This window comes from Acetivibrio mesophilus, from assembly GCF_004102745.1.
In the GTDB taxonomy this organism is placed as follows: Bacteria; Bacillota; Clostridia; order Acetivibrionales; family Acetivibrionaceae; genus Hungateiclostridium; species Hungateiclostridium mesophilum.
In genome coordinates, this window is the sequence record NZ_RLII01000001.1 from 117963 (window position 1) to 141838 (window position 23876).

Annotated in this window: 28 protein-coding genes, 2 pseudogenes and 1 riboswitch; of the genes and pseudogenes, 26 read left to right on the forward strand and 4 right to left on the reverse strand. The window is 40.5% G+C overall.

What is annotated here, in order from left to right; translation table 11 throughout:
* The first annotated feature begins 4 nt into the window (after positions 1 to 4).
* The 15 genes and pseudogenes from EFD62_RS00550 (at position 5) to EFD62_RS00620 (ending at position 11221) form a co-directional block, all read left to right on the forward strand.
* Entirely contained in the window at positions 5 to 958 is a 954-nt protein-coding gene (locus EFD62_RS00550) for a DUF3991 and TOPRIM domain-containing protein (RefSeq protein ID WP_128705564.1), read from the forward strand.
* Positions 959 to 1032: 74 nt separating this feature from the next.
* Positions 1033 to 1323, forward strand: coding sequence for a type II toxin-antitoxin system prevent-host-death family antitoxin (locus tag EFD62_RS00555; RefSeq protein ID WP_103080947.1), 291 nt, complete (start codon positions 1033 to 1035; stop codon positions 1321 to 1323).
* Complete coding sequence (locus tag EFD62_RS00560) at positions 1301 to 1618, forward strand: type II toxin-antitoxin system RelE/ParE family toxin (RefSeq protein WP_128705565.1); 318 nt, start codon at positions 1301 to 1303, stop codon at positions 1616 to 1618. Before EFD62_RS00555 ends, EFD62_RS00560 begins: the two co-directional genes overlap by 23 nt.
* Positions 1619 to 1642: 24 nt before the next feature.
* Positions 1643 to 3082: a dGTP triphosphohydrolase gene (gene dgt, locus EFD62_RS00565; protein WP_128705566.1), complete on the forward strand. Its 1440-nt coding sequence runs from the start codon at positions 1643 to 1645 to the stop codon at positions 3080 to 3082.
* Positions 3083 to 3096: 14 nt separating this feature from the next.
* Positions 3097 to 3789 (forward strand): hypothetical protein, encoded by a 693-nt coding sequence (locus tag EFD62_RS00570; protein WP_128705567.1) that lies wholly within the window; start codon positions 3097 to 3099, stop codon positions 3787 to 3789.
* Positions 3790 to 3908: 119 nt separating this feature from the next.
* Positions 3909 to 4127 carry a DpnD/PcfM family protein gene (locus EFD62_RS00575; protein ID WP_128705568.1) on the forward strand — a complete coding sequence of 73 codons (219 nt, stop codon included), beginning with the start codon at positions 3909 to 3911 and terminating at the stop codon, positions 4125 to 4127.
* A gap of 153 nt (positions 4128 to 4280) precedes the next feature.
* Positions 4281 to 4619, forward strand: a complete 339-nt coding sequence (locus EFD62_RS00580; RefSeq protein ID WP_128705569.1) for a plasmid mobilization protein — start codon at positions 4281 to 4283, stop codon at positions 4617 to 4619.
* Entirely contained in the window at positions 4612 to 4965 is a 354-nt protein-coding gene (locus tag EFD62_RS00585) for a hypothetical protein (RefSeq protein WP_128705570.1), read from the forward strand. Before EFD62_RS00580 ends, EFD62_RS00585 begins: the two co-directional genes overlap by 8 nt.
* 3 nt (positions 4966 to 4968) lie before the next feature.
* Complete coding sequence (locus tag EFD62_RS00590; protein WP_128705571.1) at positions 4969 to 6366, forward strand: relaxase/mobilization nuclease domain-containing protein; 1398 nt, start codon at positions 4969 to 4971, stop codon at positions 6364 to 6366.
* Entirely contained in the window at positions 6317 to 7117 is an 801-nt protein-coding gene (locus EFD62_RS00595) for a PcfB family protein (RefSeq protein WP_128705572.1), read from the forward strand. Before EFD62_RS00590 ends, EFD62_RS00595 begins: the two co-directional genes overlap by 50 nt.
* 6 nt (positions 7118 to 7123) lie before the next feature.
* Complete coding sequence (locus EFD62_RS00600; RefSeq protein ID WP_128705573.1) at positions 7124 to 8023, forward strand: ArdC-like ssDNA-binding domain-containing protein; 900 nt, start codon at positions 7124 to 7126, stop codon at positions 8021 to 8023.
* 12 nt (positions 8024 to 8035) lie between these two features.
* Entirely contained in the window at positions 8036 to 8224 is a 189-nt protein-coding gene (locus EFD62_RS00605; protein ID WP_128705574.1) for a hypothetical protein, read from the forward strand.
* Positions 8211 to 9973, forward strand: a pseudogene (locus tag EFD62_RS00610) (VirD4-like conjugal transfer protein, CD1115 family). Before EFD62_RS00605 ends, EFD62_RS00610 begins: the two are co-directional and overlap by 14 nt.
* A 27-nt stretch (positions 9974 to 10000) precedes the next feature.
* Positions 10001 to 10306, forward strand: coding sequence for a glutamyl-tRNA amidotransferase (locus EFD62_RS00615; RefSeq protein ID WP_069194742.1), 306 nt, complete (start codon positions 10001 to 10003; stop codon positions 10304 to 10306).
* Between the two features lie 139 nt (positions 10307 to 10445).
* A pseudogene (locus tag EFD62_RS00620) lies at positions 10446 to 11221 on the forward strand (hypothetical protein).
* 29 nt (positions 11222 to 11250) lie between these two features.
* Here the strand turns inward: EFD62_RS00620 and EFD62_RS00625 are convergent.
* Together EFD62_RS00625 and EFD62_RS00630 are read right to left on the reverse strand one after the other, a co-directional pair.
* On the reverse strand, positions 11251 to 11661 hold the full coding sequence (locus EFD62_RS00625) for a hypothetical protein (protein WP_194087081.1): 411 nt from the start codon (positions 11659 to 11661) through the stop codon (positions 11251 to 11253).
* 84 nt (positions 11662 to 11745) lie between these two features.
* A complete protein-coding gene (locus EFD62_RS00630) occupies positions 11746 to 11988 on the reverse strand; it encodes a helix-turn-helix domain-containing protein (protein WP_069194740.1) in 243 nt (80 codons plus the stop codon).
* A gap of 158 nt (positions 11989 to 12146) precedes the next feature.
* On the opposite strand from EFD62_RS00630, the gene EFD62_RS00635 reads away from it, so the two are divergent.
* From EFD62_RS00635 to EFD62_RS00650, 4 genes are all read left to right on the forward strand, one after another.
* Positions 12147 to 12344, forward strand: a complete 198-nt coding sequence (locus EFD62_RS00635) for a hypothetical protein (protein WP_128705575.1) — start codon at positions 12147 to 12149, stop codon at positions 12342 to 12344.
* A gap of 61 nt (positions 12345 to 12405) precedes the next feature.
* Positions 12406 to 12771, forward strand: coding sequence for a PrgI family protein (locus EFD62_RS00640; RefSeq protein WP_128705576.1), 366 nt, complete (start codon positions 12406 to 12408; stop codon positions 12769 to 12771).
* Positions 12764 to 15094 carry a VirB4-like conjugal transfer ATPase, CD1110 family gene (locus EFD62_RS00645; protein WP_128705577.1) on the forward strand — a complete coding sequence of 777 codons (2331 nt, stop codon included), beginning with the start codon at positions 12764 to 12766 and terminating at the stop codon, positions 15092 to 15094. The genes EFD62_RS00640 and EFD62_RS00645 overlap by 8 nt, the downstream gene beginning before the upstream one ends.
* Positions 15095 to 15129: 35 nt before the next feature.
* On the forward strand, positions 15130 to 15531 hold the full coding sequence (locus EFD62_RS00650; RefSeq protein ID WP_128705578.1) for a DUF6075 family protein: 402 nt from the start codon (positions 15130 to 15132) through the stop codon (positions 15529 to 15531).
* A 281-nt stretch (positions 15532 to 15812) separates the two neighbouring features.
* Here EFD62_RS00650 and EFD62_RS00655 read toward each other — a convergent pair whose 3' ends face one another.
* Together EFD62_RS00655 and EFD62_RS00660 are read right to left on the reverse strand one after the other, a co-directional pair.
* Entirely contained in the window at positions 15813 to 17183 is a 1371-nt protein-coding gene (locus tag EFD62_RS00655; protein WP_128705579.1) for an FtsW/RodA/SpoVE family cell cycle protein, read from the reverse strand.
* Positions 17167 to 17517, reverse strand: a complete 351-nt coding sequence (locus EFD62_RS00660) for a PadR family transcriptional regulator (protein ID WP_128705580.1) — start codon at positions 17515 to 17517, stop codon at positions 17167 to 17169. Before EFD62_RS00660 ends, EFD62_RS00655 begins: the two co-directional genes overlap by 17 nt.
* A 173-nt stretch (positions 17518 to 17690) precedes the next feature.
* Between EFD62_RS00660 and EFD62_RS00665 the strand changes: the two genes are divergently transcribed.
* The 7 genes from EFD62_RS00665 (at position 17691) to EFD62_RS00695 (ending at position 23778) form a co-directional block, all read left to right on the forward strand.
* The gene (locus EFD62_RS00665) at positions 17691 to 19340 is read left to right on the forward strand and encodes a hypothetical protein (RefSeq protein ID WP_128705581.1); all 1650 of its coding nucleotides are present in this window, start codon (positions 17691 to 17693) and stop codon (positions 19338 to 19340) included.
* A 100-nt stretch (positions 19341 to 19440) separates the two neighbouring features.
* Positions 19441 to 19677: a hypothetical protein gene (locus tag EFD62_RS00670; RefSeq protein ID WP_155522876.1), complete on the forward strand. Its 237-nt coding sequence runs from the start codon at positions 19441 to 19443 to the stop codon at positions 19675 to 19677.
* A 1-nt stretch (position 19678) separates the two neighbouring features.
* Complete coding sequence (locus EFD62_RS00675; protein WP_128705583.1) at positions 19679 to 20383, forward strand: JAB domain-containing protein; 705 nt, start codon at positions 19679 to 19681, stop codon at positions 20381 to 20383.
* Between the two features lie 358 nt (positions 20384 to 20741).
* Positions 20742 to 20939: riboswitch (cobalamin riboswitch) on the forward strand.
* Between the two features lie 129 nt (positions 20940 to 21068).
* Positions 21069 to 21800 carry an energy-coupling factor ABC transporter permease gene (locus tag EFD62_RS00680; protein ID WP_128705584.1) on the forward strand — a complete coding sequence of 244 codons (732 nt, stop codon included), beginning with the start codon at positions 21069 to 21071 and terminating at the stop codon, positions 21798 to 21800.
* Positions 21801 to 21811: 11 nt separating this feature from the next.
* Entirely contained in the window at positions 21812 to 22138 is a 327-nt protein-coding gene (locus EFD62_RS00685; RefSeq protein WP_128705585.1) for an energy-coupling factor ABC transporter substrate-binding protein, read from the forward strand.
* The gene (gene cbiQ / locus EFD62_RS00690) at positions 22135 to 22911 is read left to right on the forward strand and encodes a cobalt ECF transporter T component CbiQ (RefSeq protein ID WP_128705586.1); all 777 of its coding nucleotides are present in this window, start codon (positions 22135 to 22137) and stop codon (positions 22909 to 22911) included. Before EFD62_RS00685 ends, cbiQ begins: the two co-directional genes overlap by 4 nt.
* A 12-nt stretch (positions 22912 to 22923) precedes the next feature.
* Positions 22924 to 23778 carry an ATP-binding cassette domain-containing protein gene (locus EFD62_RS00695; RefSeq protein WP_128705587.1) on the forward strand — a complete coding sequence of 285 codons (855 nt, stop codon included), beginning with the start codon at positions 22924 to 22926 and terminating at the stop codon, positions 23776 to 23778.
* Positions 23779 to 23876: the final 98 nt, after the last annotated feature.

The following is a 23876-nucleotide window of genomic DNA, read 5'->3' on the forward strand; positions in this document are numbered from 1 at the left end:
ACTGATGCCCTATGTAACACCGGAGCAGATTGAACGTGCAAAGCAAATGGATCTGCTAACTTATCTGCAACATTACGAACCTCAGGAGTTGGTGCGTTTCTCCGGTAATGTTTATACTACCCGTACCCATGATAGCTTGAAGATTAGCAATGGGAAATGGTACTGGTGGTCGCGCAATATCGGCGGGCGCTCCGCATTGGATTATTTGATTAAGGTGCGGGGTATGTCATTCCCAGAAGCTGTAATTCAGATAGATGGACAGGCGGTTGTCATACCGCCTGTTTTACCAAGGCCACAGAAAACTATTGAGCATAAAAAACTGCTTTTGCCAGGGAAAAATGGAAACAACGACCGTGTGGTTGCTTATCTTATTGGACGTGGCATCCACAAAGAAATAATCGATTACTGCATCCAGTCTAACCGGCTATATGAGAGCTGTGATTATCACAATGCAGTATTTGTAGGCTTTGATCGGCACGATATTCCCCGGTATGGTACACTTCGGGGCACATCGGGTAGAAGGTTTATGGGAGAAGTGAGCGGAAGCGATAAGCACTTCTCCTTTTCTATCCCGGCTAGGAATGAATGTAAGAAGCTACACTTGTTTGAAAGCGCTATTGATTTATTATCATATTGCACTTTGGAATTACTCTCCTGCAGGGACTGGAGAAAGGATAATTATTTATCCCTTGCTGGAGTTTATATGCCGAAGAAAATTATTGAAGAAAACACCCTACCTGCTGCGCTCATGCAATACTTAAAAGATTTTCCTAAAATCAAAGAAATTGCTTTGCACCTAGACAACGATATGGCTGGTCGGCTGGCAGCAAAAACGCTTCAAACTATTTTGCCATCCACATATATCGTTTCTGATGAGCCGCCTAAGCATGGGAAGGATTATAATGATTATTTGAAATTTAAAATGAGGTCGCAATGTCCACAAGAATATGTAAGATAACACAATTGCTAATTGATATCATAGCATGAAAGGAGTATAATATGATTAGAATGTTACTACAAGGAGTTGATACCATGCAGATTAAACCATCCGCAAGTATCCGGCAAAACTATAATGAGATTGCAGCTTTGTGCAAGTCCACCGGAGAACCTGTTTTTCTCACCAAGAACGGTGAGGGTGATCTCGTGGTTATGGATATAGAGGCTTTTACACGCCGAGAAAAAATGCTGAAGCTAAGAGAAGAATTGTTGGCTGTTGAGGAAGACCGCTTGGCTGGCCGTGCCGGTGTTACCCCAGATGAATTGGATAGCTATCTCGAAAGCATAATTGACGAGGTGGAAAATGGAAAAGAAGGTTCAGTATAAGGTTATTGTTTCCGACCGTGCCCGTCAAATGCTGGCGGGCCACGTACGGTTTTTGGCACAGAAAAGCCCTACTGCTGCACGTAAAGCAAAAAACGATCTTATGAATGCTATTCGCTCTCTTTCTATAATGCCTGAACGATTTCCATTTCTTAATGCAGAATTTATACCCGTAAATAAGTATCATAAGATGTTTGTTGAAAAATATTATCTGATTCTGTATCAAATCAAGGATCAGACAGTGTTTGTTGATTATATTGTGGATTGCAGGCAGGATTATGGGTGGTTAGTACGATAAAATAAAGAAAGGTTGAATAGGATCATGGGTTACAAATTAGATTGGGGAAAATTATTATCTAGTGAACGTATAAGAAATTCGAGTGCGTCAGCCCGACATCGTAATGCATTTGAATTAGATTATGATCGAATAGTTGGATCTTCATCAGTACGAAGATTACAGGATAAAGCACAAGTTTTTCCTTTACAGGAAAATGATTTTACAAGGACTAGATTAACACATTCTTTGGAAGTTTCAGCACTTGCTAAATCATTAGGAAAAGCTGTTGGGTTGAAAATTTTGGATACTAAAATTGATCCTACCTTTGATGCTACTAAGGTTGAAGAGTTAATTTCTTTACTTCAGACTGCCGGACTAATACATGATTTAGGAAATCCTCCTTTTGGTCATTACGGCGAAACAGTTATCAGACAGTGGTTTGCGGATTGGTTTGATGGTTCACATTATAAGAAAATAATAAGTAATCTAAAAAAAGAAGATATAATGGTAGATGAACAGATGAAAGATTTTCTGTTTTTTGACGGAAATGTGCAAAATCTTAGAATTGTTACTAAGTTACAGATGCTTAATGATCAATACGGTGCAAATTTAACGTATGCAACTTTAGCTTCTTTAATAAAGTATCCGTGGAGTTCAAATGATGCTGATACAAAGCCGAATAAGAAACAAGCTAAGAATAAGTATGGATATTATCAGTCAGAGAAAGGATTGGTTGAAGCCATCTGGAAAGCAACTGGATTAGAAGAAGGCATCAGGCATCCTGCTACATTTCTTTTAGAAGCGGCAGATGATATTACATATATCTGTGATGATATTGAAGATGGCGTTAAAAAAGAAAAAATAGATTGGGAGAAAGAGTTTAAAAATATTCAAAAAGAGTTTACTGGTGAGTTTTATAAGCCGTTATTTGATAGATTAGATAAAATAAATAGTACAATGAGAGATAGTATACCTGAAAAAATGTCTGCAAGTGTTTTGAATTTTAGAAATGCGGCGCAGGGATTTATGTTAGTTCATGCAGAAAATAGTTTTATTAATCATTATAACCAAATTATGAATGGAGAGTTTGGAATAAATGAGTTGCTTGATTTTGATGAAATAAAGCCATTTATTAAATATTTGAAAAATATTGCTCGAAATTCTTGTTTCAATTGCAAAGAGGTACTTACTTTAGAACTCATCGGAGATAAGGTTATTAAGGGATTATTAGATATTTTTATTCCTGCGATAGTTGAAGCAACGAATATTGAAGATACTAGAACCTATGCAGGAAAGCTATATTCTATTATTTCACCAAACTTTAAGTACATAGCAAAATTTGATTATAATAAAAATTGTGAAAGAGAATTTTCAGAACTGTCACTATATGAAAAGATGCAACTAATTACAGACTATATATCTGGGATGACTGACTCATATGCAGTCAATTTATACAAAGAGTTAACAGGCTATAAATTGCCATAATGGAGATATAATTAATGAGTAGAGATTTTATACATCAAATGAACTATATTATGAAATATTACCCCAAAACAGATAAGCTATTAAGTGCAATTTCTAATAGCGGAGAAACCCTACTTATAGGGGGTGCCTTAAGAGAGTTTAAGGATAATGAATTAAACAAAATTCCTAGAGATTTCGATATAGTGGTTGATACTGATGATTGCATATTAGAATCCATATTACTTCCTTATAGTCCGCAAAAAAACAGATTTGGCGGATACAAAGTTGATTGTAATGGTTTAATTATCGATGTATGGTGTTTAAAAAATACTTGGGCTTTTAAAGAAAATATTATAAAGTGCAAACCGGAGGAGTACAGTTCGAGATTACAAGATACAGTTTTTTTGAATATTGATGCTATTGTGTATAATTTATCTCGAGACATTTGGTATGATGATAAATATGAAGAAGCTATGAGGACAAGAATTTTAGATATTGTTCTAAGAGAAAATCCGCAGTTAGCTCTAAATATTGTAAGAACGATACTATTAAAACAGAAATATTCAATGCAATTATCTCAAAAATTAAGAGGAGTTATTTGTGATTTTGTCTATATTTGCCCTGATTTTCTTCAACATTTGATGCAGGTCCAAGTATCTCACTATAAATGTACATTAATAAATGAAGTAAAACTTAAAAATGAGATAGATACTATTTGCAATCAGTAAAGTAATTTTAATGGAAAGTTTATCTTAGTTTCTATCAAATAAACAAACTTTTATTAAAGGCGTTGAAAAATCAGCGTCTTTTTTCTTTGCCTAAAAATCAAGAAAGGAGGCTTCGTTTTATGAAAACATATCAGGTAGAAATCAAGGAAAGCCTTTGCATGACAGTTGAAATCGAGGCGGAAAATGAGCTACAGGCCGAAGAAAAGGTTCGGCAGGCGTACAGAAATGAAGAATACATCCTTGATTCAGAACACTTTGCCGGTGTGGAATTTATCGTAAAAGAAAAAGAGATGGAAGAACGGTTTAGGAAGCAAAAACGACATGAACATGAGCGATGACAGCTCTTATTTTTCGGCAGGTAATCTAACACCTACAGTGAGTATTTCAACATAAGACGGGTGTCCTATGTTGTAGCAAGCACTGAATAATGCTGGCATTATTCGCTTGTCAGGGATAATCCCTGAAACCCTTAACAGAACAGGAGGTTTTATATGTTGAAAAGAAGCATCAAAATAACGTTCCGTTTGAATGCACAAGAATGTCAGTTATTAAAAAAGCAGGTGAAAAAATCAGGACTTTCACAGGAAAGCTATATACGCACCCTCATCAATGGCTATGTACCAAAGGAACTTCCCCCTCCCGATTATTATGCAATGATGAAAGAGCTTCACGCTATTGGCAGCAACTTAAACCAGATTGCTGCAAGGGCAAATGCTATAGGGCATATTGACCGCACAACATTTCAGTATGAAGCCAACCGGCTCCGAAAAGCCGTGCTGGATATACAGACGGCAGTTACTTCGCCGGAAAGGAGAGTTGAAAATGGATAGAATGATTGATAAGCAGGAAAAACTTATGCGCCGTATAGAAAGGAATTTTGCAGACTACAAAGCGTCAGTTTTGAAACTCGATAAACAGAGCATTTTTGATAAAGCTGCTGAAATTGCCGCTGTTAAGCGTGTTGTGCATTATATGACCAATATTCACGGATATTATGAAAGAGATATTGATTATCTTCTGAAATTTCAAAACCCATTGAAGCTTATTGTTGACCGCTATCAGGTCAATACCCGTGCATACCTGCATGATGTTGTTGCCAGAGTGTGTGATACTCACGACATGTCAGGTGAGTATCCCTTCAGACCGGCGATAAGGGCAAAAGAGCTGGTGCGATAATCTATGGCGACCACAGCGATATGGGATGTTACAGACCGCCTTGACCGGGTAATCGACTATACTACAAATCCGGATAAAACAGAGAACCTTGATTTTAACAGTTCTGACTTTCGAGGCCTTCAGGAGGTTCTAAAATATACTGTACAGGATGCAAAGACTGAGAAACAGTTTTATGTTACCGGTATCAACTGTTATCCTGAAACTGCCTGTAAGCAAATGTCCAAGACAAAGCTACAGTTTCAGAAGATGGACGGCATTCTTGCCTTCCACGGTTATCAGTCATTCGCGCCTGGGGAAGCTACTCCAGAAACTGCTCATGCTATTGGTGTAAAAATGGCACAGGAGTTATGGGGTGACCGTTTTGAAGTGGTTGTTTCCACCCATCTTGATAAAAATCATCTCCATAATCATTTTGTGCTTAATTCTGTTTCCTTTAAAAATGGCAAACGGTATTACGATAATAAGACTACCTACTCCCTTATGCGACAAACTTCTGACCGGTTGTGCCGGGAATACTCCCTGTCTGTCATTGAAAACCCGCAGAGGGGCAAATCCAAGCACTATGCTGAATGGAAGTCTGAACAGGAAAGTAAACCTACCTGGCGTGGCCTTATTCGTGAAGATGTAGATAAGGCGATTGATGAATCTATGACTTTTACACAGTTTATTGCTAACCTTCGTAAACAGGGATATGAGGTAAAAACCGGTGTGAAATACATGGCAGTGCGTCCGCCGGGAAAGGAACGCTTTGTTCGATTAAAAACTCTGGGCGATAATTACACCGAGGAAATCATTAAGGAAAGGATACTCCATAACCGCACACCAAAAAGGCCACAAATCCTGTCTGAACCAAAACAAAAACGATATACCATACGAGGCGGTATGAAACTTAAAAATAAAAGAAAACTTACAGGCCTTCAAGCTCTCTATTTTCACTATCTGTACAAAATGGGTATCTTACCGAAACAGCGTGTGTCCAGGAAACGGACGCATTTTTTATTACGGGAGGATCTACGGCACATGGAGGAACTAACTGCTCAAACAAGGCTTTTATGCAGCAATCACATTGAAAGCAAAGAGCAGCTTCTTGACTTTCAGAATTGGCTTAACCAGGAAATATCAACCTTATTAGATTCTCGTAAATCTCTCTACTATCGACTACGGCGGTGTAAAGATGATACGCAGAAAATAGAGTACAAAGAACAGATTGCAGGGTTTACAAAGAAGTTGTCACTACTTCGAAGGGAGGTGAAGCTTTGTGGGGGTATTCTAAGTCGTTCTGAGGATATGAAGCAGAAATTGCTTCAGGTCAGACAGGAGGAAACTCATCAAAGAAAGGAGGCAAAGGAATATGAACAGCGGAGCCGACGCAGCGGATCAAATCGTCAATATGAGTCTTAAAGGAATCGAGGTAATGGCGAAAATCTCCGGTGAGGGTGCAAAAAACCTTGCCACCTATTTGTATGCTGTATTGAAAGACCAGAAAAGGACAAAGGGTAAAATCCGCCTGGAAAGCTTATTACGAAGTGGCAAAGAATTAAAGGTCTTTGCTGTACGCAATGTGGACTTGAAAAAGTTTTGTCAGGAGGCTAAGCGCTATGGTGTTCTTTATTGTGCCTTGCGGGATAAAAAAAGTTTGGACGGTATGTGTGACGTCATGGTACGAGCAGAGGATGCATCAAAAATCAACCGTATTGTAGAGCGCTTCAAGCTGGCTACCGTAGATACAGCAAGTATCAAAAATGAAATTGAGAAAAGCAAGGCAACCAAAGAATCACAAAAAGCACCAGCAGTAAAAGAAACTCCTGCCGAAAAAAGTACGGATGCTTTTATCGACGAGCTTATGGCAAAGCCAGACCAAGTAGAGCCGGTTATTGAGCCAGCCGACAACCCAAACCCCACAACGGCGACGACGGAGAAATCCCGTCCGTCCGAGCCTATCTTAGATCACGAAGGGAAAGCCGCCGAGGGTATTATTGAGCCGGCGAAAAGATCAGTACGCGAAGAACTGAGGGAAATCAAAGCTGCTCGAAAGGAACAGGCGGAGCCTAAACGTGAATCAACAAAAGAACAGCCGCAGGTAGCAAAGCAAAATGCCAGGGCAAATAAGCCGCATCCCAAATCAGATAAACCGAAATCGAAAGCGAGGTAAACTACTATGGAAAGTTTTGATGATCTTTTCCAGCATGGAAATGAACAGCCTGTAACCCGAAATAGCAAGTCCTTTGATAAAGAAGCATGGAAAAAACAGAAACAGGAACAGCGGGAAATGGTATATTCCATGATCGAAAATACAGCGGAAGATGTGGCACGGGATGGGGTGAAATTTCAAAGCTACCTGAATGTGCAAAGCCGTTTTGACCACTATAGCGTAGCTAACGCTCTTTTAATTCTTGCACAAAAGCCTGATGCTACCCGCATTGCGGATTTTGACACATGGAAGGAACAAGGTGCCTACATTCGCAAGAAGGAAACTGGCTTCTACATCTTAGAGCCCGGTGATGAATATCGGCGTGACGATGGTACTGTCGGTATCAGTTATAACCTGAAGAAGATGTTTGACATTTCCCAGACTGGAAACAGCCGCAAACGGGAAACACCTACCTATCCTGACGACCGCACCCGAATCAAGGCGCTGATGGATCATGCACCTGTGCCCATTTGTATCAGTAATACACTGCCGGAAGGTACAAATGCCCTATACCAGCCGGACACACGGGAAGTCCACATCAGAAAAGGCATGGATGCGGGCAGTATCTTCCGCGCTCTTTCTCAGGAACTTGCAAATGCAGAAATGGATACTGGTGATGGTGGGTACCGCCGAACAGATCACACCTTTCACGCTTATTGTGTATCCCATATACTCTGCAAACAATACGGAGTGGATACGAGCGGTTACAGCTTTGTCCGTACTCCCCAGATGCTGGAGGGAATGAGTGCTAAAGAAGTTCGAGCCGAGCTCTCTATCATAAGGGAAACTGCAGGTGAAATTTCCGGCAGGATGAAACGGATGCTTGCGCAGTATCGGCAGCAAAAACGGCAAGAACCGAAACATTAGGAGGAATAGCCTATGAAAGAAGAAAGGGTGCTTACCCTTGATAATTATGAGTATGGCGTCGTTGTAAACGCTTTGAATGAGCTTAGAAATGACCTTATTAAAGATGATAAACCCACTGATGCCGTAGATGAACTGCTTTTAAAAGCTATTGACGCCCCGACAAGAAAACAGAAACGCAGGAGTTATAATGAGGCACGATGAAACCGCAAGGAGTAACCTGATACTCTTTGTGGTTTTTTTAATTCCGGTCGTATGGGCGGCACTATTGACCGCCCCTTCTCTTTCAGGAGGACTTCCCGAAATCCTTGCCAATCTTACGTCGGCAATGAACAATCCGTTTCATATCCAATGGGTAGAAGATACACCCAAGTGCATCCTGCTGTTTATCGCTGCTTATGGTATGGGCATCGGGATTTATATGTCTACTAAACGTAATTACCGACGAAGAGAGGAACACGGCAGTGCGCGTTGGGGCGGCGCTGCGGCTGTCAATAAAAAATACCGGGATAAAGTACCGCATAAAAATAAAATCCTGACACGGAATGTCCGTATAGGACTTGACGGAAGAAAACACAGGCGCAACTTAAATGTTATGGTAGTGGGCGGCTCCGGCTCCGGTAAGACCCGATTTTATGCTAAACCTAACGTCATGCAGGCCAACACCTCTTTTGTCATCCTTGACCCAAAAGGTGAAATTCTGAGGGATACAGGGAACCTGTTAAAAGCAAAAGGCTATGAAATTAAGGTGCTGGATTTAATCAATATGAACCTGTCCCACTGTTACAATCCTTTTGAATATCTCAGAGATGACAAGGATGTATTAAAGCTTGTAACAAATTTAATCAGAAACACTACACCAAAAGGCAGCAACACTAACGACCCCTTTTGGGAACGTTCCGAAACTGCACTGCTTGAAGCGCTTATCCTCTATCTTCTTTATGAAGCTCCTAAAGATGAACAGAATTTCCCCATGGTCATGGAAATGATTGCTGCAGCCGAAGTTCGGGAGGATGACGAAACTTATCAAAGCCCACTTGACCAACTGTTTGAGCGATTGGAAATGCGGGAACCGGAGCACCTGGCTGTCAAACAGTACAACATTTTTAAACTTGCCGCAGGCAAAACCGCCAAATCCATTCTAATCGGTTTGGGTGTCCGCTTAGAAAAGTTTAACCTGACTACACTTGCAGGAATCACAACAGTGGACGAAATGGAGCTCTCTTCTATCGGAGAGAAAAAGACAGCACTCTTTGCCGTGATACCCTATAACGACAGCAGTTTCAACTTTATAGTCGGTATGCTCTATACTCAGCTTTTTCAAAGCCTTATGTACATAGCTGATTATAAATATGGAGGGCGGTTGCCTGTCCACGTTCATTTTGTTATGGATGAGTTTGCGAATGTTGCCTTACCGGATGAATTTGATAAGTTGCTGTCTACTATGCGATCAAGGGAAATATCGGTATCCATCATTCTGCAAAACCTGGCACAGCTAAAAGCCTTGTTCAAGGATACCTGGGAATCCATTGTGGGCAACTGTGATGAGTTTTTGTATCTGGGCGGTAACGAGCAATCCACTCACAAGTACGTGTCTGAGCTTTTGGGTAAAGAAACCATTGACACCAATACCTACGGGATGAGCAGAGGCAGAAACGGAAGCTACTCTACCAATTACCAGCTGTCGGGAAGAGAGCTTCTGACTCCCGATGAAGTACGGATGTTGGATAATCGTTACTCCCTTTTGTTCATTCGGGGTGAGCGGGCAGTAATGGATAAAAATACGACATTTTAAAGCACCCAAATTTAAAGCTGACAGTTGACGGCGGCAGTGAACCCTATCGGCATGGTAATACTGAAAACGCTCTGGACTGGAAAGCTGTGACATTAAACGAGGAAAGTGATTACGAGCTTCTCTCTGAGGAAGAACTAGAAATAGTTATTCAATCTTAGAATACAAATCAGGAGGTATGATTTTATATGAAAATTTTAATGAAAACCAAAAAGTCAATCGCGATTTACTGTGTATTAGTGCTGATGATAACTCTCTTTGCCGTACCTGTCTACGCTGCAAATGATCCCCTAACCGTTGTCAACAATTTATCGGATTTTATATTTGGACTTATCCGTGCCATCGGATTGATCCTGCTGGGCTTTGGCATTGTGCAGATCGGTCTTTCTCTGAAATCCCACGACCCTTCCCAGAGAGCTAACGGATTTCTTACTCTTGCAGGCGGAGTAATTATTACCTTTGCGAAAGAAATTCTATCTCTCATTACAGGCTGATGTAGCACCTCAGATTTAAGGGGAACAGACTGCCAACGGTCTGTTCTCCGAAACTTTTTAAGGAGGTGAATCTATTGTGTCCAGTGGAAATTGGGTAATCGATAATTTAAATAACGCGCTTCAAACATGGAATGATAAGATGTCTGAGATCTGGCTGCTCGTAACTCAATCTCCTACAGAATTTAAAGGTGGCGGTATCTGGAATGTTATTGTGAATATCCACGGAGCACTGCAGGCTACCGGCTTTGCCTTATTGGTACTGTTTTTTGTCATTGGTGTGGTTACGACATGCGGCAGCTTTGCGGAGGTTAAAAAGCCGGAACATGCTTTAAAGCTTTTTATAAGGTTTGCCCTGGCTAAAGGAGTCGTAACCTACGGGCTTGAATTAATGATGGCGCTGTTCAACATTGTGCAGGGAATTATCTCTACCATAATAAACAGCTCAGGATTGGGTTCAGCCACACAAACTGTTCTGCCAAACACAATCGTTCAGGCTATTGAAGATTGTGGTTTTTTTGCAAGCATACCACTGTGGGCAGTGACACTCATCGGCGGATTGTTCATAACAGTGCTTTCCTTCATTATGATCCTGTCGGTGTACGGCAGGTTCTTTAAACTGTATTTATACACTGCTATTGCCCTGTTCCTCTGGCCTCTTTTGCAGGAGAGCCAAGCCAGAGTATAGGTAAAGCCTTCCTGAAAGGATATGCTGCTGTATGTCTGGAAGGAGCAATTATTATCCTTGCGTGTGTCATATTTTCCGTTTTCGCGTCTTCTCCGCCAGTTGTGGATACAAGTGTCAGCGCTGTAACGATGGTATGGTCTTATATAGGAGAACTTATTTTTAATATGCTGGTACTAGTGGGAGCTGTAAAAATGGCAGACCGTGTTGTGCGGGAGATGATGGGATTGTAAGGAATACCGGGTATTACAGTCAGGTAACCTTATAAATCCTTGAATTGAACACCATCCCCATAAACAATAGGCTGACCTGTTCTTGGATCCAGCAAATCCCCATGCTCGTTAAACTGAATTTTGTCAAGAGGTACACCCATCTCTCTTGCCCTTTGGATTTGCCATGCAACATCATCTTCAAAGTATTTTTCGTCACGTCTGCGCTGTATCACCTTTATAAGTGATATAATCCAGCTAATAACTGTCAGACCAACCAGCGAGAAAAGAATGATAAATGCTAAAGTTTCATTTTCTCGTGCCCACTTGTTCAGCACAGTACTGAACAGCAGCAAGCAAAGAAAGGGAACTGCCAGCCGGGTTTTTCCGGCCACTTTAAATATAAAAGAGAGAATGAGCAATCCTGCCGTAAGGCAAAGGGAAATAACCGCCGCGATTGGCATAGTGAAATCTCCTTTCCATGCAATCTGTATATTTACATTATCACATATGGAAGAAATAAATGGAAGGATGCGAAAAATTTTAGGTTATTTTACCTCTTGTTCTAAATTAGTAAACAGATCGCTATCAAAGAAATCCCTTATACTTATACCAAGCCCGTCACACAATTTTTTTATAGTGGCAATTCCCGCATTATATGTCGTACCCTTTACAATATCATTTACAGTAGATTGTGTAACACCTGAAATATTGCTAAGAGCGTTAATGGTTAAATTCCTTTCCATGCACAACTCTTCAATTCGTTTAATAACTGCTTGAGAAATATTCATTTTATCACCTCATAAACGTTATTCCGTTAATCAGAGCATATCAGTTTACAATTTATATGTTTAACGGAATACCGTTGAAATAGTCATAAAGGTGACTTATACTACCGGTATACCGTTAATAGGGTTAATAACATGTAAAAAACAAAGGAGGGCCAATAGTGGCAAAAACGAGATATGATAAAGAGCTGGAAAGAGAAAAGGAAAAACTGAATAAGCTTTTGGATGAAGCTTTTAATAAAGGTATTCCCTTTACAGAAGATGAGGCAGTTATGAAACAAAATCGCATAGTTGATACATTGGTAGTCAAGATACAAAAGAAGAAAAGAAATCACAATAAGAATCAGCCTGAACGTTGAAGGAAACGACACAATAGCGCTTCTTAAAGAGGCGTTATTTTTCTTTTGGAGGTGATTGAGTTTGGAAGTAAAAATCAATCGGGAGATCCGGGATTATACCGAAAGCTTGTTTTTTGGACTGTCCATGCGGCAGTTCATTTTTTCTGTCCTGGCTGTTGGTGTGGCCATTGGCATATATTTCGGCTTACAGGGATTACTGGGCACGGAGACTGTGAGCTGGATGTGTGTTTTAGGAGCATTCCCCTTTGCAGCTCTGGGATTTATAAAATACCACGGCATGACAGCAGAGCAGTTTTTATGGGCATACATCAAATCTGAGTTTCTCATGCCCAAAAAGCTGACCTTTTACCCTGTGAATGTGTATTACGAGTCGTTGAAACAGACTATTGAGAAGCATGAAAAGGAGGAATTGAGACGTCATGATTAAAACCCTGCAAAAAATCATGAAACAGGATAAAGAAAAGTTTATTGTCCCCAAAGGTGTTCAGCAGGCAATTCCCATTCGAACCATATGGCCGGACGGAATTTTCCGGGTGGGCAACAAGTTTTCCAAAACCTTTCGTTTCGACGACATTAATTATGCGGTAGCCTCCAAAGAGGATAAGGAAGCGATGTTCCTGTGCTATTCTGAGCTGCTCAACTCCTTTGACAGCGGGGCGACTACCAAAATCACCATTAATAACCGACGCTTGAATAAAGCAGACTTTGAAAGCTCTATTCTAATCCCTCTAAAAGGTGACAGGCTGGACGAGTATCGCAGGGAATATAACCAGATGCTTTTGGATAAAGCAACAGGTGCCAATAGCATTGTGCAGGACAAATATGTTACCGTGTCTGTAATGAAGAAGAATATTGAGGAAGCGCGGAATTACTTTTCCCGTATAGGAACAGACCTCATCACCCATTTCTCGCGCCTTGGCTCAAAGTGTGTGGAACTGGACGCTACCGACCGCCTTAGAATCCTGCACGATTTTTTCCGTTCCGGTGAAGAAACGGATTTCTATTTTAACCTGTCTGAAACAATGAAAAAAGGTCATGATTTTAAAGACTATATCTGTCCCGATACTTTTGAGTTTGAGAAAGACCACTTCCGGATGGGAAACAAATACGGTCGTGTCATCTTCCTGCGCGAGTTTGCAGGCTATATAAAGGACAGCATGGTGTCCGAGCTTTGTGATTTAAACCGTAATATAATGTTATCACTTGATATTATCCCTATTCCAACCGATGAGGCTGTTCGGGAGGTGGAAAGCCGACTTCTCGGTGTGGAAACTAACATCACCAACTGGCAGAGGAGACAGAACCAAAGCAACAACTTTTCGGCTGTTGTGCCCTATGACATGGAGCAACAACGCAAGGAAAGTAAGGAGTTTCTCGATGATCTTACCACCCGTGATCAGCGTATGATGTTTGCTGTACTTACAATGGTGCATATTGCGGACAGCAAAGAGCAACTTGACAGCGATACGGAAACCTTGTTTACTACAGCACGGAAACACCTGTGCCAATTCTCTACACTGACATTCCAGCAGATGGATGGTTTAAATACGGTATTGCCTTATGGCTTGCGAAAAATTGATGCAATCCGGACGCTGACTACCGAAAGCACGGCAGTGTTTATACCTTTCCGGGCACAGGAAATCTCCCACCATGGCGGCATTTATTACGGACAGAATGTTATCAGCAAGAACATGATCATTGCCAACAGGAAACACCTGCTCAATGGAAATTCTTTTATTCTGGGAGTTTCCGGCTCCGGTAAGAGTTTTACCGCTAAGAGGGAAATTGTCAACCAGATACTGTCCAGTGATGACGACATTATCCTAATTGATCCGGAAAGGGAGTATTCCTCCCTTGTCAAGGCAATGGGCGGTGAGATTATCCATATATCAGCAACTTCTCCGAATCATATCAATGCAATGGATATGAACAAGGACTATGGAGATGGGACAAACCCTGTCATCCTGAAATCTGAATTTGTCCTGTCCCTGTGTGAGCAGCTTATCGGAGGCCATAACCTGGGAGCAAAGCAGAAGTCTCTGATTGACCGCTGTACTGCCAGTGTGTATAGGAAATATCTTCAAAGCAACTATAAAGGAAATCCTCCAACTCTGCAGGATTTTCATGCAGAGCTTTTAAGACAGGAAGAACCGGAAGCTCAGGAAATCGGCCTCGCGATCGAACTATTTACTAGCGGCAGCCTAAACACTTTTGCAAAACCAACCAATGTAGACGTAAATAACCGCCTGATCTGCTACGATATCCTTGATCTCGGTAAGCAGCTTCTCCCTATCGGGATGCTGGTGGTACTGGACAGCATTCTAAACCGCATCACGCAAAATCGTGCGAAAGGGAAAAACACCTTTATTATCATTGATGAAATATACCTGCTTTTCCAGCATGAGTATAGCGCCAACTTCCTGTTTACGCTCTGGAAACGTGTTCGAAAGTACGGCGCTTTTTGTACTGGTATCACACAGAATGTGGATGATCTTTTGCAAAGCCATACCGCTCGTACCATGTTGGCTAATTCCGAATTCATCGTCATGCTTAATCAAGCTAGCACGGATCGCATGGAACTTGCGAAACTCTTAAACATTTCAGATCTTCAGCTTTCTTATATTACAAATGTGGATGCAGGTAACGGACTTATCAAAGTGGGAAGTTCTCTTGTTCCTTTTACCGACCAGTTTCCACGCAACACAAAGCTCTACCGCCTGATGACCACAAAGCCTGGCGAGCAGGCGTAAATTTCAAAAGGAATAAATCCAAGGAGGGAAATTTAGTGGAGAGTATCCAATTTGCTAGTAAGGAACATGAGACTTTTTATTACAACATGATCAAAGTGGCACGCAACAACGATGTATTCCGCAAAGCGTTTTTCTATACAGTAGGGATTAGTGCAGAAACTAGAAACCATATTACCGCTCTCTTTGACTTTGAGGAGAGCCTTATAAAGCCTGAGGGACTTTCGGCACCATGGCAGACTGGCAGTACAAAGCGTTTATGCCGGCTTGCATTTAATCTCTGGAACGGCTGGACAGAGGAAGGCAAAGAGCAATATTCTGCACCGTATTATTTATTCGACTGCAGCTTTGCTCCATACTTTTTTGAAGCAATCAGGCTTCGTTATCCTGAGTACTGCAGGAGTTTGGAGCGTTCTGTATTACATCCTTTCGCAAGATAACTGAAGTTTAGAGATAAGGTTAAAGTAAATAATAAAATAATGAAAAGACGAGATAAGACTATATTTAAGGCAATCCGGATATAAGATATATGCCTCAGCCTACTTAACTACAATCATTTCGTTTTTCATACTAACTACTTGATTTTCGATTACTTCTACTGAACGTTTGCACCATGTGTGACCAACATTATATATATATGACACATAGAAAAAAGCAACCAACAAATCCGTAACTAAGCGGCGTGAGGTTGCTTTTGGTCTTTTTATTTGACAAGTTAATTTCAATGTATATTAAAGTCAATAATTAACTTACCATCCTCAAATTTAAGGAAAGAATTAGTTGATGCTTTTATGCTCGTTTGCTTATCTTTAATGAAATAGCCTGTTCTAAATACAGAAAGAAGTATACCTATCAGACACATATTTATTAAAAGATAAGAGCTACCTTGTGAAACCAATGGCAAAGAGAGTGGTGCGAAAAGTTGAAATCCTAAATTTGCTGCGATATATAATATAGTCTGGATTATAAATGTTAAGGTTACTGCTGTAGAAACCAATAGAGCAAGAACACTTTTCTGCTTCAAACAAAGGATAATTGCACGGACAATAAATACTGTTAGTAATGTTAAAACAATGACAAAAGTGAGCCATCCAAACCTATGAATTATGTATGTGAGTAGAAAATCGCTATTTATACCAGGCAAAACCTGAGCTGCTGATAATCCTTGGAAATTTTGAGGTAAATTACCTTGCCCTATGAATTGAGCACCTGATAATAGCCTCCTGGTTATGGTTCCGATATATCCTGCACCACTAGGATCAATTGACGGATTTAAAGCCAAAGCAATCCTTTTTGATAAAATACCGCTTGCAAATATCATTGTTAGTGATCCTATTACTGGCAGGTAGACAAGTAATAAAGCATAAAGCTTTTTTACACTGAACCAGCCCTTTAAAATAGCGATAGTAAGTACCGCAAGGCAGGAAAGGACGAGGAGTATGCAAGAAGATACGCTTGGAATAATCATAGATATCATAAAAGATACTGCAAAAAATATACCACAGAAAACGACTCCAATATAGCCTCTGTTTCTCATGTTATAAACAAACCCTGCAAACGAAATTGGAAACAATAAAAGCAAATAGGAGGCATAAACATATTTTCCGTTTATGGGATTTGATACGATAGTCAAAAATATGGTTACCGCAGCTAACAATAGAAAAATCGTTTTTGGGTATTTCCCGAGTATAGTAAAATCCATATAGTAAAACAGAGCCATCAGGACTATTCCTGCTATTGTAAAAAACAATTGTTTATTGAATAACTCTATACCGTTAAAATCTTGAGGAGAGGTAAAAAACCTTATAACAGTTCCAGCTGCAAGCAACAAGATTGTCAATGTAATAACTGACCATTCGGGCTTTGGCCTGTGTGTACGGTCAAGCTCTGTACCGATTATTATAGGGTCACCCATTTGCTCAAGGGCTTTTAGTGTTGCAGTTTCATCATTAAATCCCTGAGCTTTAAAAGCTTCTTTTTGATCAACTATATGGTTTTCGATTTCTTCACGGATATCACCATGTATTTTTTTGCATCTTATTTGACTGCAAATTGTTTCAAGATACTGCTTAACTTTAATATGATGCTGCAAGATTCGCACCCCCTTTTAAAACACGGTTTACAGCAGTAAAATAGGTTTGCCATTCGGCTTTTTTATCAGCAAGCAATCCCCTACCTTTTTTCGTTATGCTGTAGTACTTCCGTATTCTTGCACTGTCAACATTGTCATCATAAGAGATAACCATTCCCTGCTGCTCAAGACTATGAAGTAAAGGATATAGTGTACCGGCTTTAAGATTGAAGGTATCGTTAGATTTCTTTGACAACTCTTCAATCATCTGATATCCGTACATATCTTTATCTTCGAGTAGTTTTAGAATAAGCATTGTTGTGCTGCCGCTTAATAGGGTCTTATCTGCTGCCATAGACTTGCCTCCCTTTCCGATATATATAGATTATCTATATATAAATAATATATCGATGATCTACATATGTCAAGGTATAATATACTGATTTTACCTTAACTAATCCGATCGAGGAGGAGAAGACTGTTAGAGCAATTGTTAAAACAGTATTCAATCAAAAGGAGGTGTGTGCATTGAAAAAGATCAGAACAAAACAGAACAAGAAGGATATTAAGGTACTAGACAAGACAATGGATGTAACCCGGCGGGCAAAGAATGCTTATATTCGCACCAAAGAGCGGTCTGAACAGCTTGGGCACAATGATGACAGTAACTATGTGGACTATGCCGATAATCTTGTCAGTGACAGTGCAAAAAACATTACCCATAAAGGTGAACATATAGCGAAAAGATACGGCAAGAAAGCAATAGAAAAAATCAAGACCCGCAAGGTGCAGGCTAATGATTCCGCTTGGTCTGATACCCATAATGCAGATAATGTTTACCCGTCGTCACAGGGTGAAGCAAAGGAATTAGTGCAAAGGAATGCTGCCCGAACAGAAGCACAACAAACCACGCAACAAAATTACGCTCAGGCTAAAATAAAGGATGCAGCTAAGCAGAAAAATACTCAACTTATATCGAACAAGGCTAATACACAGAATTCCCCTCAAATCAGGGTAAAGGAAACTGTAAGCAGAAAGTTTACTCTATCAAAACCAGGTGAAGCAGGAAAACGCAGGTTTGTTCAAAGCAGAGCGAACCGGCGATTAACTCAGTCCAATTCAATCCCGGAGGCAAGTAGAAATGCTTTTCGGACGCAAGCAAGACAAACGTCTGGGCATATAACTGCACACTCCCCTCAACATCCAGTACCCAGACCGACCGGAAACGCTTTGAGACGAAATACATATTTTTATAGTAAAACTGGCCACACCGTTAAACAATCTGCAAAAACCAGCGTTAAGACAATAAAGGAAGGCTCTAAAGGTACAGTCAAGACAGTAAAAAAGTCGATTAAAACTGCTAAACGTACTGCCAAAACCGCCATTAAAACATCGCAGGCAGCAGTTAAAACCGCTGTTAAAACTGCACAGGCTACCCGGAGAGCGGTACAGGCGGCAAGGGCAGCAGCGAGAACTGCGGCTTTTACGGCAAAGATGACGGTAAAAGCAATGATAGCTGCCATCAAAGCAATCATTTTAGCTGTGAAAGGAACGATTGCTCTTATCGCTGCAGGTGGATGGATAGTACTAGTTATCATTCTTGTAATATGTCTTGCGGGATTTTTGTTAGGATCTGTTTTCGGAGTATTCTTTTCCAATGAAAGCCCAGGTGAGAATATACCGACTATGACTGAGGTTGTAAGACAGCTTAATGAGGAATACTACGCAAAAATCGAGCAGATAAAGGCCGAAAACCCTCATGATACGCTTGAGTTTTCCTCCAATAGCGGAAACAGCACTGCCGTTAGCAACTGGAGGGAAATACTGCCTGTTTATGCTGTCAAGACGACTACCGCCCCCGAAAACGGTATGGATGTCGCCACTCTTGATGACACAAAGGTGGGCATCTTGCGCAGCATCTTCTGGAATATGAACCAAATTAACTATTGGATAGAAACAATTGAGCATGAGGAAACCATTATAACCGAAGATGAGGACGGCAACGAGGTCGAAGAGACTATTACCATTACGGAAACAACCCTGCATATAGTATTAGCCTCAAAAACCCATGTTGATATGATTACCGAATACCACTTCAATTCTGAACAGATCGGACTGTTAAATGAGTTAATGCAGGATGAATATCAGCAGTTATTTATGCAGCTTATTGAAGGTTAAGCATATGTAACTTTATACACGATTCCGGTCTCCAGAGGGAGAACACCAAAAGGAAGATATAATTCGTAAAACTAAATCAAATGAAAGGCTGGATAACTCCATGAATTTAAAGGAAACAAGGAATACGGAATATTCAAAGTGTGTGAATCTATTGGCTAAACTAATTGACCTGGATGATAACACAAAAGAAAAAATCTACAAATGCTTTCAGTGCATGGGGATAAAAAACTTTTTTATAAATCTGGAATCAGTTGATTTACCTGTTGAGACTTGTGAGAAGTTGAAAAATATAAAGTCCGTTATTGAGATGTTTGATGAAGAAGGGGGGCAAGTGTAACATGAAACAGGAAATGCAGCACACTGAAAAATTTTTAAAAGGACTGACAAGCTTAGCAGGCCTTCCCTATAAAAAGCTTCAGCAGTACGTGAAAACAAATAACCCCTTCAACATCCTGGAACATCCTCACATCATGGAGCCGAATGAAAAACAGCTTGAAAAGATAGGCCTGCTAAATGAATTCATAGCATCTTACAACATATTAAAAGTCTACGAGAAGGATGATAAGATCATACTCAATTCATCAACCGCATCAGGACAGTACTTTTTAGCCCTTTTAGGAGGGATGAAGGATAAAGAAAGGTTTATGGTTTCTTTTTTAGACAGCGGCAATAACATAATCGAAACCAAAATCATGTCTGAAGGGAGTATTGGACAGGCACCAGTTTATCCGCGAGAAATATTAAAATATGCTCTTGCCTGCGATTGTAACGCAATAATTTTAGCCCATAACCATCCCGGAGGCTCCCAAAATTTCTCTATGGAAGATAAAACATTGACACAGAGAATAGTTGATATTTTTCATCCGCTTGGGATTAAGGTTTTGGATCATATTATTGTTGCCGATACAATTTATACTTCTATGGCAGAGAAAGGAGAACTTCCCAAAGAGAGCAGAAGTATTGCAAATTATGGGGTGATTGAATTAGGTGCATCTACTGCAAAGGAAAAGCTGAATAGGGTTCAGCATACACACTCACGTTAGAACTGGATTTTAAAGATTAGATTTGTAATCTTAAAGGTGTTTTCAAGTACACCCAAAGTGTTTTAAAGCACATGCTTGTGAGAAAAAGTAAAGATAATAAATGTTTCTTTCATATGGGGCATATTGTGAGGTTAATTATTCTGCTGCAAAGGCGGATATAATTGGTGTGACAAAAGCACTCGCCAAGGAGCTTACACCTTCAAATATACAGGTAATTGCATAGCTCCTGGTATTACCTTGAACAAATCAAATCATCTATAACTGAAAGCAATTACAGAACTGGACAAAATTATCTTATAAAACATGAAATAATCCATTGAAATAATCTGAATAATGATATAATATTTTAATAAATTGATAATTTAATATAAAATCAGGTGCTGGTTATGCATTACTAGAAAATGTGTGAATCAGTGAAAAGGGAAGACGGGTGAAAATCCCGCGCGGTCACGCCGCTGTAAAAGTGGAGTTCTCCATAGATACCACTGGGAAACTGGGAAGGTTTGGAGAATGATGATGCTTGAGCCAGAAGACCTGCCAGCATTTTTGCACCATGTACTCTACGAGCGATAGGGGGTGTTGTGTATGTCTGCACAGTATTATTCCGGGTATGCATGACCTCTTGACTATTTATGTTGAGAGGTTTTTTGTTTGTAAAATAATATTTGTATGAGGAGTGAGTATTATGTCCAAAAAATTACAATTGGCTTTGGGTCTTGGACTTATGGTAATACTGATGCCAACAACGGCTTCAGCTATGCATATCATGGAAGGATTCTTACCTCCGGTCTGGGCAATCTCATGGGGAGTATTGTGCGTACCATTTATAGTTATGGGACTATTTTCAATAAATAAAACTGTACGAGAAAATCCGCGATTAAAAATATATCTTGCAATGGCAGGTGCATTTGCATTTGTACTTTCCGCACTCAAAATACCTTCTGTTACAGGAAGCTGTTCACATCCAACAGGATTGGGATTGGGAACTATCCTTTTTGGCCCAACAGCTATGTCAGTACTGGGTCTGATAGTGCTTTTGCTTCAGGCTATACTTTTAGCTCATGGCGGACTAACAACGCTTGGCGCAAATACCTTTTCAATGGCAGTTGTAGGACCTATTGTTGCATTTGCAACGTACAAGCTGGTAAAGAAAGCGAAAGGACCTCAATGGCTGGCAGTGTTTTTAGCGGCAGCACTGGGTGATCTGTTGACGTATATGGTGACATCAGTGCAGCTTGCGCTAGCTTTTCCAGCTGAAGTAGGTGGTTTTGCTGCATCACTGGCTAAGTTTATGGGTATTTTTGCAGTGACACAGATTCCTCTTGCAATCAGTGAAGGTATACTTACAGTATTAATATTTAATGCAATAGCTGCTTATGGCAAAGATGAATTGAAGAGCTTAAATCTATTACAATAGGGGGTTTAATCATGCAAACTGAAGCGATAAGGCAAACAAAAAAAAATAATCTTTCTGTTAACCTGCTGTTGATTCTTATTGTTATAGCTTTAGCAATTATTCCGTTGTTTATTGCTAAAGATGCTGAGTTTGGTGGAGCAGATGGGCAAGCGGAGGAGGCAATAGCAGAAATAAATGCAGATTATGAACCTTGGTTCTCACCCATTTTTGAACCGAAAAGCGGAGAGATTGAGAGCTTGCTTTTTGCATTGCAAGCTGCTATCGGCGCCGGCATAATCGGGTATGGATTAGGTTATTTGAAAGGCCGCAGAAAAGAAGAAGATGAGAAGAGCGCATGATTTCTATAGATAAATATGCTTACAGCTCAAAGCTTAAACATACAGACCCCTTGCAAAAGGTTACATTTGCCTTGCTGACGCTGGCTGTATGTCTATGGGCAGATAACTTGATAATATCGGTTGCAGTGATTTTTATTATGGGGGGCATGACCGTCTCAGGAGGTGGGACTCCCCTCCGTTTTTATATAAAACTACTGTTATTGCCTGTTTCTTTTTTGATAATAGGGGTGTCTACCGTTGCAGTGAATATATCCGAGCAACCAGAAAGCCTGCTGGCAGCAATTCCTGTTGCAGGAATATGGATAGGTGTCTCAAATGAAGGGCTGCAAGAGGCGATTAAGCTGTTTTTCAAAGCACTGGGAGCTGTCTCATGCCTTTATTTTCTGTCCCTTAGTACCCCTATGGTGGATTTGCTGGCGGCACTACGGAGACTTCGGATGCCAAAGCTTTTAGTGGAGCTTATGGGGCTTGTATACAGGTTTATATTTGTATTGCTGGAAACTGCAGATACCATCTATAATGCACAGAATTGCCGTATGGGCTATTCAAGCCTGACTGCCGGATATCGCTCTTTAGGCTCATTGATTTCCATGCTCTTCATAAAATCATACAAGCGTTCGGATGAACTATACACTGCACTGGAGGCAAGAGGATACGAGGGAGAGCTCAATGTACTTGAAGAAACCTATGAAAAGCATTGGAAAGGATATGTCCTGGCAGTAACCATCAACGTCATACTTGTTTTATCTTCAATAGCTTTAAAGCAAGTATAGGAGGAGTTATTCATGATAGAGAACATCCTGGAGGTAAAGGACCTTCATTACACATATATTGATGGAACACATGCTTTAAAGGGAGTGACACTTGATATAAAGCAAGGAATGACAACTGCCGTACTGGGTGGAAATGGAGCGGGAAAATCAACACTGTTTCTTTCTCTAAACGGAACACTCAAACCAACGGCCGGTAAGGTGCTGTTTAAGGGACTTCAGCTGGACTATTCCCGAAAGGGCCTTAGAGACCTTCGCAAATCTGTGGGTATTGTGTTTCAAGACCCGGATAGCCAGTTGTTTTCGGCAAGTGTACTTCAGGATATCTCCTTTGGTCCAATAAATATGAAGCTGCCTGAAGAAGAAGTCCGCAAGAGAGTAAATGCTGCAATGGACAGGATTGGTATATCACACCTTAAGGATAAGCCAACCCACTGTCTCAGTTTCGGACAGAAAAAGCGTGTAGCCATTGCCGGAGTACTGGCTATGGAGCCCGAAGTGCTGGTTCTTGACGAGCCGACCGCCGGCCTTGATCCCATGGGAGTTAGTGAAATTATGAAACTGCTTCGGAAAATACAAAAGGATTTAGGATTATCTGTGGTTATTTCAACCCATGATATTGACATAGTACCGCTTTACTGTGATTATGCCTATGTGATGGATCAGGGCAGGATTGTGCTGGAAGGTACTCCTAAAGAAGTATTCGCTCATAGGGATGAAATAAGGAGTGTAAACTTAAGACTTCCACGAATCGGACATTTGATGGAGATACTAAAGGAAAAGGATGACTTTGAATTTTCGGAGAATGCCAATACCATATCCGAAGCGAGAAAAGCTCTTAATGACTGGAAGAAAAGAAAAACTACCTAAAAAGGAAATTGCGTTGATACAGTACTATATAATTTGCGCCAAGAAACCACTAATTTCAATGAGCAAAATATCGATGCTTCTACGGTTTTTGTGAAATT